Here is a 13,925-nt window from a genome sequence, read left to right as displayed (position 1 = left end):
AACACGATCAATTGATCGCGATGGTGCCGCCTTGAATTTTTTGAGCCTTCTCTGCTTGGGAAGTCACATATTTGGCTTTGGTGGTAATTCGGCCATCACGGCCGCTGTAACGAGTCTCTGTTTCGCCACTTCTCACAATTAACTCTTGTTCCGTTTCAATAACCATTTTCTTTGCTCTCAGTACAAATTCATCAGAATCATCCAGAATGGAGAAAAAGATATCTGTGACTAAAGGGAGATTAAAATCGTTATTTAAAAATTCGATACGACATGAAAGGTTGTTATCAACAGCAAGTTGTAACTCGGCTAATTTGAACCCCCGCCCCAACCTCGCATTTATTGGTTGCTGTAAAGGGTTACCTTCGAAATCGACACGAACACCACTTTTAGATTCGTTAATCGATACAATTGTTCCAAAACGCGAACAGCAAGCCGTTGATTCGGCTTGCTGTTCGGTGATGGTTTGGATAATTTGTGTTTGTTTTTCCATCATTAATTGATCGCTACGTTTCCACCTTTGACTACAACTTTATCGCTTCCTTCAATGGTTATTGAAGAACCGGACAACTTGATAGAACCATCACTATTCATCACTAATGAAGACCCACCCGTTTTCAGTACTATCTTGTCACCGCTTATGATCTGGGTCGCACCATCGGCTTTGTATGAAGTATTTCCTTTAACAGAAACCGTTAAGTTGCCACCAACCGTTTGGTTATCATCAGCTCCAATGTCAGAACTTTTTGAAGCACCTACCGTTAAGTTGCTATTTTCGCCCACATCCAAGTCATCATTCTTACCAATCTTGGTAATTTGATTGTCTCCAATTTCTAGATCAGAGTTATTCTTAACATATTGAGTCTCATTGGCATTGTAAGTAACGGATACATCTTGTTCGACAGTTTCAGTAAACGTACTGTTAACTTGGGTGGTCTTGTGTCCGTCGATGGTCTCTTTGTGATCACCATGAACATCATTTGTTTGATGGCGTGCAACCTTTAAGAACTCATCTTGACCTATATCGCGATAGCGGTTATTCAAAACCTTAGTCGACATGTCCTTTTGCGCATGGATGTAAACTTCTTCTTGGTTCGCTTCGTCTTCAAAGCTCAACTCGTTATAGCCTGTCCCTTTATGCGTTTGCGTTCTAAAAGTTGTCCGCGTTTTGTTCTCTGGTAACGAATATGGAGGATAATGAAGTCCGTTATAAACTGCGCCAGTAACTAAAGGCCTATCAGGGTCTCCCTCTAGGAAGGTAACAACCACCTCATGGCCGATGCGAGGTAGGTATACCGCCCCCCAAGTCGGTGCAGCCATTGATTGGCTAACTCGAATCCAACAACTCGAATGCTCATCGCTCTCGCCATAACGGTCCCAATGGAACTGGACTTTGATTCGCCCAAGCTTATCGGTATAGATCTCTTCACCTGCAGGCCCCACGACAACCGCTGTTTGCGTACCTTCAACCAAAGGAGCTTCAAGTTTTGGAGTTCTAAACTCAACATGTCTAGGAATACACGCGAACTGATTATGATATGTAGTTGGCAGACCATTAGTTTCGTCTTCATGCACCTGAGGGTCATGACCACTATGCATCACCGACAGCATGAGGTAATCGCGGTTAATTGCCGAACGTGGATGCTCACTGATACTAAAACTGTATCCAGACGCCAGTCTCATGACATTACTGGTCGCCTCTACTTGCTGATTATCTACAACGTGCTCTGACATCCATTCATTTGATCTTACTTGCCCCATTGCTGGGTCAACGTAACGTCCTGGAAAATCGAATAATTTCAAATCTAAATCGAGTTCGCCGGAGCTGCTCATTTCCTGAGGGATCTTCGGAAACTCATAGTTATAATCAGTGTAAGTAACGTGGCCAGTTTTTACTCTATTCACGAGTTCAAGGTCAGAGATATGCTCGCGGTCTGCAACACCGCCACCATCCGCATGATAAACAATAGGGCCTAAATAAGATCCGTTTAGTGGCGTGCTCAATAACTCAGCGATTGCATCATTACTGTCGACAATAACCATTGTGTGGTTAGCTTCTGTATGTTCGAAGTAGTACCACATGCCGTGTTCTGCCAGAATTCTCTGAACAAATTCAAGGTCAGTCTCTCGATATTGCAACACGTATTCTTTTGAAGGGTATACACCAGATAGTTCTAATCGATAATCGGTCACTAACGCATCATCTAAAACTTCAGAAATGATCGCTGACGCTGATTTTTGTTGAAAAATACGGCAGTCTTGTCTTTGGCTCAAAAACCAAGCTTGTGGAACAAGAGTCAATTGGTAACGAGAGAATCTCCTGCCCGATCCAAGGTAACGCACCTCATTAACCACGCCGTGAAAGCATCTCGCAGAACTGACACCTTGGCCGTATAGAGTCAAACTACCTGGTTTACGGATGAGTGCGTCAAATGAGATATCAGGATCAAGTGAAAGTAATGATAGGCTGATTTGAAAAGGCTTTGAAAGCTCTTCGATTACCTGAAAGCTCTCCACACGAAAATCATGCGTGGAGCCTTGCAGTTCAAACTTAAATTCTACGTCATTCACCATATCTTTTACCTGATACTAATAATAGAAATAGGGCCAACAGTAGTTGTTGACCCTTTGTTTTTCACGAAAAGCGATTAAGCTTCGCGTGGAGCGCGCCAGTCATCATTACCAGCAGTACCACAGTTTTCGTGAGTAACTTCGATTGCACGGTAAGTCAGCTTAAGTACTTCTTCAGTTACACGATCTGAAGTTGCAGCGTCTTGACAGTGATTCATACGAGTTTGAATATCTACTAGTAGTGCATCAATTAACTTGATTGAGTAGTAGTGCTCTTGCTTACCTTGTACTGAAGTACGGTAAAAACGGATTACACACTCAGGAAGCTTTTCGCCAGACACTAATGCGTTGAATAACAGAGGTGAACAACGGTCTTGTACTTTAGTTACTACTACCGGACGGTGAACACGTTGACCTGTTGGCTGACCACTTTGTGGGTCACGTGGAACTGTTAGTACGTGATCAAGTTCTTGAACTAGGAACTCATCAACGTGAGCTTCTTGCCAAGTGTTACCTACAGAATCTGCAGAGTAAGTATCTTTAGTAATGTGACCTTGAGTTTCACCATTGATAGACATATATGCTGGAGTTGGCATCGATATTTCCTTTTTAAAATTTATAATTCATTAATTCACCAAATCGCTTATCACCGCGACTGATTAAGCTAATACAAACATCATGCCAACTTTATAAAGCCAATAAATACAGATAGTTACAATAAATTATCCGTTATAAATATTATATTTAACAACAATTTGTTGTTTAGAAAAACGATTTATTGAACGTGGATACTAATAAATTGAATTTAAAAAACAAAGGCAAAATAACTATCTCGAAGATTAGAAATAAAGTCAAAAAAACTAGTAATTAAATCATAACGCCTAGACTATTTATTATTTTGAACGGGATTTTAAATATTAGTCAGATAAAAAGCCAAAACAAACAATAAAAGTAACCAATAAACAATAGTAAATTCATCACCGAATAAAAAACCAGTTATCAATTTTAGTATAATTGCTGCATCCCATATACATAACTAATAGAACTAAAATGATAAATATAAACCTTTCCTCTTTAATACAACGTCTGCACCCTATTGTAAAAGTCGCTTTAGAGGATGCCGCTGCATTAGCCGTATCGGAAAAAGCCAATGAAGTGCAAATTGAACACTATCTATTAAGCTTATTAGAAAGGCCAAATAGTGATTTTGATATCTTATTAAGTCATTTCGATTGCTCAGAGACCATTTTAAGGCAATCCATTCGTTCGACTTTAGATACCAACACAACAGGCAACGGCAGCAAGCCCGTTTTTTCTTCGCTTTTAATCGAATGGCTTCAAGAAAGTTGGTTGGTCTCATCTTTAGATCTATCCGAAACTCAGATTCGCTCTGGTGCCCTACTTCTTACACTCGTGAGTAACCCACTACGCTATGGTCAGCACGGCTACGCTTCAATCTTAGACGGTGTAAACCCAGATACCTTAAAGCGTAATTTTTCTGAACTCACAACAAACTCTCTAGAATCTTTAGCAACGACATCAGAAAAAACCGACGCACGTGAAGATGGTTCGGCATTAAGTAAATTCACCACCGACTTTACCGGCAAAGCAAGAAAGGGCGAGATCGATCCAGTATTCTGCCGTGATCAAGAAATCAGACAAATAATCGACATATTGGCGCGACGCAGAAAAAATAACCCAATCGCCGTAGGTGAGCCGGGAGTTGGTAAAACAGCGGTGGTAGAGGGTCTTGCATTAAAAATTACCGAAGGAGATGTGCCAGACTGCCTCAAAGGTGTTGAACTATACGGCCTAGACATGGGCTTACTTCAAGCGGGGGCAAGTGTTAAGGGAGAGTTTGAAAAACGCCTTAACGCAGTACTAGACGAAGTGAAGAATTCACCGACTCCAATCATTTTATTTATAGATGAAGCTCACACGCTAGTTGGGGGAGGCAATCAAGCTGGAGGCAGCGATGCTGCCAACCTACTTAAACCCGCTCTAGCACGTGGTGAAGTAAAAACAATTGCTGCCACCACATGGTCTGAATACAAGAAATATTTCGAAAAAGATCCAGCTCTGGCGCGCCGTTTCCAACTAGTAAAACTCGATGAGCCATCGGCTACTCAAGCCGCATTGATCATCCGAGGCTTAAGGCCAGCCTATGAAAAATCACATAACGTATACGTGCGTGACGACGCAATCACTGCCGCAGCAAACTTAGCTGATCGTTACATCACTGGACGCCAACTGCCAGATAAAGCAATCGACGTGTTAGATACGGCTTGTGCTCGCGTCAATATTAGCCTTAATGCAACACCGGCACCTGTTGAAACATTACATCAAGAAATTGCCGCTGCGAATCGCGAGCTCGAAGCTCTAGAACGTGACCAACTGCAGCAAACCGGTGACAAACACAGTGCCGCTTTAATTCCTGATCTAAAAGAGAAGATTGAAAAGGCCACCGAAGAACAAGCTTCCCTTCAAGTTCAATGGAAAAAAGAACAATCTCTTATTCAAGAAATCATTGAACTGCGTAGCCATCTTTATAACCTTACTACTCCTTCGACTGAAGAAAACAGTGCTCCTATAGCTGACAATACGCTTCAAGACGATGAAGCACTAATCAGTGACAAACCAAATTGTCATGAATATTCAAAAGAGCAGACTCGCGAAGCTATTCAATCTTGTAACGAACATTTAGATAACGTGCGCGGTACCAATCCACTCGTTCACTATGAAGTGGGTCCCGACGAAATTAGTCATGTAATTTCTGATTGGACAGGCATCCCTATTGGTAAGATGCTTCAAGATGAGTCGCAAGCAACCTTAAACTTGAAACAAAACCTAATCCAAAACATTAAAGGCCAAAAATTTGCCATTGATGCGCTTGCTGAAGGTATTCAAACCGCAAAAGCGGGATTAGGTAACCCAGATGCACCAACGGGTGTTTTCTTATTGGTTGGCCCAAGTGGTGTAGGTAAAACAGAAACCGCTCGCGCTATCGCTGATCAGATGTTTGGTGGTGAACGCTTCATGACAACCATCAACATGTCTGAGTTCCAAGAGAAACACACGGTTTCTCGTCTTATTGGTTCTCCTCCTGGCTATGTTGGTTTTGGTGAAGGCGGTATGCTGACCGAAGCAGTTCGTCAGCGCCCTTACTCTGTTGTTCTTTTAGATGAAGTTGAAAAAGCAGATCCAGAAGTACTCAACCTGTTCTACCAAGTGTTCGACAAAGGCACGCTAAATGATGGCGAAGGTCGTACCATCGACTTCAAAAATACACTCATCATCATGACAAGTAACCTTGCGACTCATGAGATTGAGTCTTTAGTTCACCAAGCGAAAGACATTGATGCCAATATCGTCGCTGAAGCCATTCGCCCAACGTTGAATCAACACTTCAAGCCAGCCTTGTTGGCTCGTATGTCCGTGTTGCCATTCCTTCCACTTTCAGACGCAGCAATGACTGATATCATCCATCATAAACTGAAGAAAGTGTCTGAGCGCCTACAAAGCCACCACAAACTGGCACTTTGCTATGGTGATAACTTAGTGGAATTCGTATTAGGCAACTGCCGCCTTGCAGAGACGGGAGCTCGAAATATTGATTCCGTTATTAACCGTCAACTATTGCCGCAGCTTTCGACTCAACTACTGGTGAATGACAAGGATGATTCACATACTCAAATTGAAGTTTCTGTGGACGAGCAAGGAACTCTAACCTATGCGTTCAGCTAACCATAGTGAGCTTAGTAACGCCCTACTTGCGATCAGCCAATCTCTGGCTGATCGCAGCCAGTTAGCTCAAACTTTGGATGCCGTTCTCACAGCAGCAAGGCAAATGACTTTCGCGAAACATGGCATCATTTACGTGCTTGACCAAACCGGTCAAGCCTTGATTCCGAGCACCGCACACCACCATGAAAAAGTCATTGCCTCACATCCTTGGGAGCCTCTGCAGTTAGACACAGTAAGTGAAGCCGACCCATTCAACTTCGCCGTACGTAACGGCGAAGTTGTCTTGATCAATGAGCTATACACTTACAATGGTTATGACTGCGAAGGCATCTATCAAACCGAGCAAACGTTAGGTCTAAAAAGCAACAACTTACTTGCTTGGCCATTGATTGATGATGAAGGCAAAACCATTGGATTATTGGTTTTGCTCGATTTAAGCGTTATCGATAACGAAACCGCACTTACCGAGTTTTGCCGAATGGCGGCAAGTAATATTCGCCATGCCATTTGGTTAGAGCAATATGGACAAGTGATTAAGAGTTTAAGCGCCGATAACCAAGCATTGGTCCGTGAAAATACTCAGCTAAAAAAGCGGACAAAGAAAACCTATCAAGGTCCGATCGCTGAAAGTGAAGAGATGGTCAATGTATTGAGCCGACTTGATAAGGTGCTCTCTCTGCCTGTCGACGTCTTACTTAGAGGCGAGACGGGTGCGGGTAAAGAAGTCATTGCAAAATACATTCACGAAAACTCGAATCGTTCTGACCAAGCATTAATCGTTCAGAACTGTGCCGCAATTCCTGAACAGCTTCTGGAATCCGAACTTTTCGGGCACAGAAAGGGCTCATTTACCGGTGCAGACAAGGACAAAGTTGGCTTATTTGAAGCAGCAAACGGTGGTACCCTATTCCTAGATGAAATTGGCGATATGCCAATGCTACTTCAAGCTAAACTGCTACGTGTGCTACAAGAACGTAAAGTTCGCCCTGTAGGCGCCAGCAGAGAGATTGAAGTGGATGTTAGAGTCATTGCTGCGACACACTGTAACTTAATGCAACAGATTAAAGACGGAGGCTTTAGGGCCGATTTGTTCTACCGCTTGAATGTATTTCCCATCACCTTACCACCACTGAGATCCAGACAAGCGGACATTATCCCACTTGCCGAGCACTTTGTTCAGCACACCACGACGATGTTAGGCTTGCCTCAATCACCGGGATTGAGTGCTAATGTGAGAAACCAACTACTTACTTATACCTACCCCGGTAACGTGCGTGAGCTTAAAAACATCATTGAGCGATCGGTTTTATTATCAGATTTCGAAACTATTACTCAGATTGAGTTTGGTGAACAGATCCCTGAAGACGTAGAACACCGCCAAGTTGTTGCTCCAACTACATCGGCAATTCAAACCACGTTCGAACCTGAACCTCTAGGAGATGACGATGTCGCAGTTGGCCTAAAAGAGGTCGTCAGTCAATATGAACGAACTGTGATTATCGACTGCTTAAACTCTTGTAATTGGCACACGAAACGAGCGGCTGAACAACTATCGCTCCCGTTAAGTACACTCAATCACAAGATGAAGAAATACGATATTTCTGCGGCGGGTTGAGCTCCGTGGATGAGCAAACTGAGCAGATCGATTGATTAAGTTCCGATTGACAATAAAAACCGCCCTAAGGCGGTTTTTTTATTTCTTGAGAATGGACGCTTCAATGATAGTTGCTAAGTATGGGTCTCTAATCCAGGTTACCAGACGCTCTGTACGCTCTGCTGGTATCAGTTTTGCCCAGTTGATGTACATATCTTTGTCAACTTTATAGCTTGGGTCTTCACAATCAGAAAAATAAGATAATTCATCTACATTTTTGTACTGCCTGCCCAACGACATATCAAAGCTTCCAAGTTTGAACGGCGTCTTTTCCGCTGTATTGCGTTGTGCTAGAGAGGACACCTTTAGAACTGCTTCTTGGAATCGACCAGATGTCGAAACAACGGGTCCAAATGGTCGAAGCCCCTTGATTTCTTGACCGTTCAGCGCTTTAAATGCGAACTCGAATCGAGACGCGTAGACGACCTTACCACCGAAATCTTCATCCATGTCTATGTTGGATAGAGCCTCAGAGACAAAATCTGCGTCTATATTTTTGTTAATCACATCGCTGTCATCTAGCATCCATTTAGACCCGTCCTTCTTTAGTATCCCAATATAAGTAAGGTTACTTAGATACTCAGGACCAGAGGTAGTTTCAGAGCCGAATACGGCTTCGTTATCAAAAGTGGTCGAGAGCTTTAGTGAAACTGGAACACTCTGCCATTCGAGGTTTTGGCCCTGATACGACTCTTTTCTGTGCTTACCACCAATGAGCATAACTTCCATAGCGAATGACTTATTCGAAGTCCAATCAAAGCCTTTGAGCTCATCCGCAGTAGTGAACATACTCTCCTCGTTCATAAACTGTCGTTTATTTCCGTAGTTGACCGCAATCGCACTGTGCTTGATGTCATCGATAATAGGCTTTGTCGGGCCTTTATGAACTTTACTATGTAAGACAAAATCTAGCGTTAACAAGTCTTTCTCTGACACACTATTTCCGTTCGCTATAAAACCCGATTTCGCAGAGAGTGTATGGTTATGGTTTGTATCAACCCCTACAGGAATCTGTCTAGGTGAAGTAATAAATCGTCCGACTGTTTTGTCCACTCGTACTGGTAGCTTATAATTGCTTCCAGATAGAGTGAACTCATAGGTCATGTTTTTGAAGCCACCGCTGTGTACATATTCTTTGAGTACATCTTGTTGGGAGTCAATTTTTATCACCTGCCCAAAAATCGGACCGAGAGCAGCTTTAGATAAGTAGCCGCTATAATCGACTAAATCATGCTTGGCGATCAAAGGCTTCACTCCAGAGAAGACATCATCACCAAAGTAAAAATACGGCTCAAACTCACAACCAATAAGGACTTTGCTGCCTACTTTTTCCGCCTCAAAAAATTCGGCCAACTCGCCTTTGGGGTCTACACTAAATTCCTCGTGTTTCATCGGCTTGAACATCAAATTAAACTTAGGTCCACTGGTATTAAGTAAACCGTCAGTGCGCTGATAAGACATCTCACACTGAAACACATTTGACGTCATCTGTTTTAGACTTTGTTTGCCTAACACCATTTGCCACTTCAAACGGTGGAAAGGCGATAATCGCACCTTTTTATTTGCTTTTAATCGTGCCTTCTCCCACTCATCAAAGGTGACCCATTTAGAGTTGTCATGAGGCTCAGAGACTAATAACCTAACGAACCCTAGGTCCTCTTCTGATAATTTTTTAGACTCAACATTAAATTGTGTAGCAAACTCGACTAAGCCTCGTTGTTGATCACGATTATAGAGCTTGTCTTGCACAGGAAACGCGACATTAAACGCCCCAGAAACATCTTTCCTTTTTGGAGCAATATAGTTGGCTTTGTTACGAGTGATGATTTGTTCAGCGATTTCTTCACCGTAACTTTCAACTAATTGCTTGTGTCCCTCACGACGCATGAGTTCTTGGAGCCACAAGTTACACAAGTTTTCTTTTAACTCTGTGTTTAATATCCAGCTGTCGGTTTCGATGTATCGCTGAATGTATTCATCGATGGCTAAAACTTGCCACTGCTTTGTGAACTCTTGTTCGCCCTCAGCACAAGCTCTTTGAATCAAAAGTACCAAACCATTAATAGCAAGTGCACGGCGTTGATAGCGCTTAATCAACTCCTTTGCACCCGTTGCTTTTCCTAGGTGCTCGACTAACGCCTCTGAAGACGTAAAATACATCTCGGTCAATTTAGTATTAATTTCAGCCAATGAATCAATAATCTCTGTGGTTTCATGGCTAAGTTGTTCAATCGCAGATATGCTTTTTCTAACTTCGTTGTAGGAAGACAAGTAATAATCGAAGAGCGCAGAGTCTAGCAACTGGGCGCCACTCATCAGCATTTTCCCGCCTTCTTTGACAACGAAAAAGCCTCTTGCTGCCTGTCCTATTATCGGAACATAGCAAGCCATACCAACGATCATCTCGAAGATAGCTAGCTTGAGCTCTTTTGCAATTGCTTCTTCTCCCAAGTTCGCATTTAACTGAGCTAAACGCGCTTGCTCCATAGCCTTAAAGCCGAGTCGACTCGGTGGAATTCTCGCCGCAAACTCTTGTAGGTAGATTCGAACTTCAACACGTCGGTTAATATTAAGTTGCGCGTTTTTGCGTTTGATTTCGTTGTTTGGTACCTCGACTATTGGTCGACGTTCTCCAAAAAATCGAATATCACTGACTGAAGAAAAGAACTCAGCAACATGCTGCGCTCGCTGTTGCGAAAGGTTTTGGTTATATTCTGAATCACCGTTTTGACAGGCATGCCCTTCGATTTCAACAACGGCATTTGGAATCTTAGATAATTCTTTATCGACAGCAGCCAAATATGACAAGTGCGGGGCTTGAACCTGGTTGTTATCAAAAGGAAAAACCAAGCGTAAACCGGCACCTTTATGGTCTTTAACAAACATTGCACTGTCTTCAGCAACGTCATTAGGAATGCTGTCAGTAAGCGTTACATTGTCGCCTAACTTATCTATGATTTGCTTAAGTAGTAATTCTCCACTCTTCAGACTTTCTTTCCAGACTGGTACCCAGTTCAGATAATCACGTGATACCTGCTCAAAATAACTTTTTCTGAGTTTAGCTTTCTCTTCTGCTAAGCGTAATTGCTCGCTTTTGTCAGTGATCTCTTTTATCTCATAAAAGGTGTTGATTGCATTGAGCCCTGCACCAGCAAAGGGCGACAAAAAGCTTTTGATACTGCCGTTACCTGTCAACCAAGTTCTTGCAGCACTCCCCGCCACAACGTGGGCATTGCCATTTCTCGCAGGTTCAATAACCTTGGTAAAGAACTTACTTTTATCAAACCCTTTCTCTTTGAGAAGCGCTTTTAAGCCCACTTGTGCTGCACGCTCGGATTCCGATGCCGCTTTGCGTAAATCTTGAAGAGTTTGGTAAGCTGCTGCGGTAGCCGATACCCCAAATGAAAACTCCAATGCCGAAATCATGGCTGGAGGTAATGCGCCCTTATCTACTTGCCCCCAAAACGTGTTTGCTAAACTCCCAATCACATCATGTTTACTTGATGGGTTTTGATGAATATTAATGCCAGCATTAACCAAACTTGGTGTAACTTTTGTGCCAACCTCCCACAGCGCAGCACTCATACTGGCAGTCGTTCCGCTATTCTCTAGGTTTTCAAGCTCCCCCATTCGGAAGGCTTGTAGGGCTTTAAACTGCGTAGGAAATTGGTATATCAAAGACTCTTCAAGTGAGATCATGTCGCCCGCAACAACCGCGATCTTACCAAACGGTGTCGTTTGACTAAGCGTGATGTATTCTCGTAGCTCGTAGCTGACTCTAGCTGCTTCACCAAACTCATCATACTCTTTGGTTACATTAGTGGCATTCTGGGCAAATTCAGGTATTTTACCTACAAACTCTCGGTCGAAAACCACTTCAATGGTGTACATACCATCGGTAAAAACCTCCGACGCCAGAGGAAACAACGCTATTGGGCGATGCGAACCATTGATTTTATCAAGTTTAGCCTGCGTTATGATTTTTTCACTTTGCAGGTTGAGGTGCTGTCCGCTCTCCTCATCAAAACGAGTAACTTTAACAATTGCATCAGCATACTCTTGTGTTGAAAACGCTACAGCGAGAAATGAAAAAGTTGGCACGATAAAACCACGAATGGGCTTATCTTCAGGAACAGAGTCATACCATTTGTTATATGTAACTTGCTCATCAGTTAGTGCTTGAGTGCCCGCTTCATATTTAGGCGCGAGTTGTGAACGCTTTACTTCTGTGACAGCGTATTCCACTTTTTTTTCTAGCGAGTTTAGCGTTTGCTCACCACCATACGCTTTTAGATTTCCTAAGATAGAGGCAAGATCTGCGCACGCCTTTTTGATTGGCCGAGCCTTACTCTGCGCACCAATCGCCAACTCTGTAAGCATTGACCATTCGGGAAAAGACAGCTTGTACGTCTTCTCTGCTAACTCATGTACTGGCGAACGCAATGCCAAAACCTGATTGATATTGGTTTTTTGATTTTTCTGCGTTGAATCACCCAGTACATGTAAACGGCCTAAATCGTCTGTCGCCCAAAGGGCTGCGCTTTCCTCACCCAAATTTATGGCAATGGGAAGGCGTGACATAGGGCGGATATTTTTCAACTCTTCTAATGAGGTCAGGTCTTTTTCGATATTAATCGCTCTATATTGAGGGGTCTGTGCATCCCCAATATTAGGAAAATCGACACCGAACAAATAGACATCTGTTGGTAGATGCTTAAAGTCGTTACTCATCGTTATCTACCTCCAGAAAACGCCCACCATTGGCATCGGCATTATAAAGTACAGGTGTTTTTGCAATTCGACCCGATTGAACTACTCCCCATGACTGAGCGCCATTTCCATTCATTTCATAACGGTAATCTGCCCCGTAGCGTCTTATGGTTATTTTGGCTGCCCCTATTTGTGTTTCATTGCCGTTGTTACTGATATTGACCACTTTCGCATAAACTTTCTTTTCATCCCCCTCATTAGAAAACGCAAGCCAAGTTTTATCCTCTACGTTAATCAACACTTTGCGGTATGAGTTGATTCCCCATACATACTTCCCATTAGGGCTGACCGCAATTTGACGGTAAATGCGCTTCTCAATATCTACGGAGTCTTCAAACTCTTTTTCAGGTAAAATAGTGTATAAGCGTTTGAGTGTCTTGGCGTCATAAACCCCAACCCCCAAGCCCGCGGCATTGATTAACTTACCGTCTACAATGACCGTATTTTCAGACAACGGTACGTCTACCTCTTCTTTGATTCCTGTCGCGAGTGTGTATTTAAAACGCTTAAAACCGTCTGAGAAATAGATGTAGCTAGAGTCGTCCGCCCAGACTAAATAAGGCTTGGTGCGCGCACTGCCCAGTTGAATGGTCTGCTGCGTTTTTAAGTCAAAGATCGCTTTTATCAGAGGCTCACCATAACTGTATGCATATGCCACATAACGATTATTGGGTGAACGACTCGTCACAAAGGTCTGAGGTGACGCCATACTTGGCATATCATCCGTAACTAAACGTAAATCTGTCCCATCAATTTTCACGCTCCAAATTTTGTAGCCATTTTCATAATCATTTACGAGAGGGTCTCGAGAGCTGACATTATTCCACCAAAACTGAATTCGAGGTTTGTCATAAGAGCTCGCATCAGACAAATCTTCACGGGGCCACTCTTTTGCTCGGCGAACGGCATAGCCTGGTTTGACAGGAAGTGTACCTGGGTATTCAGGCTTGGACAGATCTTCAGAGTAAACAATAAAGTTGTGCTCACTTTGCCATTGGCAGCGTGGCTCTGTCACATCTTTGCGTTCGAATGACGTTGTTTCGCCAACATCGTAACAAGCCTTCTGAGCGGGTTCTTTTTCTACGGATTGTGCTGTTGCAGTATTCGAAGTTTGATTACTTTCTTCACCACAGCCTGTTAATAACATAACTGACGAAAGAAGCATGATACTTAACGTTGTTTGTTTCAT

General features: G+C 43.0%; 6 protein-coding genes and 2 pseudogenes. 3 read left to right on the top strand and 5 right to left on the bottom strand.

Annotation, left to right across the window (positions count from 1 at the left end; genetic code table 11):
* Positions 1 to 7: 7 nt before the first annotated feature.
* From AB4249_RS05365 to AB4249_RS05355, 3 genes are all read right to left on the bottom strand, one after another.
* Positions 8 to 493: a hypothetical protein gene (locus AB4249_RS05365; protein WP_372102463.1), complete on the bottom strand. Its 486-nt coding sequence runs from the start codon at positions 491 to 493 to the stop codon at positions 8 to 10.
* Positions 493 to 2,571: a type VI secretion system tip protein TssI/VgrG gene (tssI, locus tag AB4249_RS05360; protein WP_372102461.1), complete on the bottom strand. Its 2,079-nt coding sequence runs from the start codon at positions 2,569 to 2,571 to the stop codon at positions 493 to 495. The genes AB4249_RS05365 and tssI overlap by 1 nt, the downstream gene beginning before the upstream one ends.
* Positions 2,572 to 2,645: 74 nt before the next feature.
* The gene (locus AB4249_RS05355; RefSeq protein ID WP_012600867.1) at positions 2,646 to 3,164 is read right to left on the bottom strand and encodes an Hcp family type VI secretion system effector; all 519 of its coding nucleotides are present in this window, start codon (positions 3,162 to 3,164) and stop codon (positions 2,646 to 2,648) included.
* A gap of 454 nt (positions 3,165 to 3,618) precedes the next feature.
* Here AB4249_RS05355 and tssH point away from each other — a divergent pair, with 454 nt between their 5' ends.
* The 3 genes and pseudogenes from tssH to AB4249_RS05340 all read left to right on the top strand — a co-directional run.
* Complete coding sequence (gene tssH, locus AB4249_RS05350; RefSeq protein WP_372102459.1) at positions 3,619 to 6,312, top strand: type VI secretion system ATPase TssH; 2,694 nt, start codon at positions 3,619 to 3,621, stop codon at positions 6,310 to 6,312.
* Positions 6,299 to 7,682 (top strand): annotated as a pseudogene (locus AB4249_RS05345) (sigma 54-interacting transcriptional regulator); the annotation flags it as partial. The gene tssH and the pseudogene AB4249_RS05345, both read left to right, overlap by 14 nt.
* A gap of 80 nt (positions 7,683 to 7,762) precedes the next feature.
* Positions 7,763 to 7,927, top strand: a pseudogene (locus AB4249_RS05340) (helix-turn-helix domain-containing protein); the annotation flags it as partial.
* 78 nt (positions 7,928 to 8,005) lie between these two features.
* On the opposite strand, the gene AB4249_RS05335 reads toward AB4249_RS05340, so the two are convergent.
* Both AB4249_RS05335 and AB4249_RS05330 read right to left on the bottom strand, forming a co-directional pair.
* The gene (locus tag AB4249_RS05335; protein ID WP_372102457.1) at positions 8,006 to 12,697 is read right to left on the bottom strand and encodes an OmpA family protein; all 4,692 of its coding nucleotides are present in this window, start codon (positions 12,695 to 12,697) and stop codon (positions 8,006 to 8,008) included.
* The gene (locus AB4249_RS05330; RefSeq protein ID WP_372102455.1) at positions 12,690 to 13,925 is read right to left on the bottom strand and encodes a TolB family protein; all 1,236 of its coding nucleotides are present in this window, start codon (positions 13,923 to 13,925) and stop codon (positions 12,690 to 12,692) included. Before AB4249_RS05330 ends, AB4249_RS05335 begins: the two co-directional genes overlap by 8 nt.

Origin of the sequence: Vibrio sp. 10N.261.55.F4, assembly GCF_041470465.1 — a bacterium.
Lineage (GTDB): Bacteria > Pseudomonadota > Gammaproteobacteria > Enterobacterales > Vibrionaceae > Vibrio > Vibrio crassostreae_C.
This window is presented reverse-complemented; position numbering and strand designations above follow the sequence as displayed.

Coding starts and splice junctions, on each gene's coding strand:
- AB4249_RS05365 (WP_372102463.1), bottom strand. CDS start 493: ATGATGGAAAAACAAACACAAATTATCCAAACCATCACCGAACAGCAA.
- tssH (WP_372102459.1), top strand. CDS start 3,619: ATGATAAATATAAACCTTTCCTCTTTAATACAACGTCTGCACCCTATT.
- tssI (WP_372102461.1), bottom strand. CDS start 2,571: ATGGTGAATGACGTAGAATTTAAGTTTGAACTGCAAGGCTCCACGCAT.
- AB4249_RS05355 (WP_012600867.1), bottom strand. CDS start 3,164: ATGCCAACTCCAGCATATATGTCTATCAATGGTGAAACTCAAGGTCAC.
- AB4249_RS05330 (WP_372102455.1), bottom strand. CDS start 13,925: ATGAAACAAACAACGTTAAGTATCATGCTTCTTTCGTCAGTTATGTTA.
- AB4249_RS05335 (WP_372102457.1), bottom strand. CDS start 12,697: ATGAGTAACGACTTTAAGCATCTACCAACAGATGTCTATTTGTTCGGT.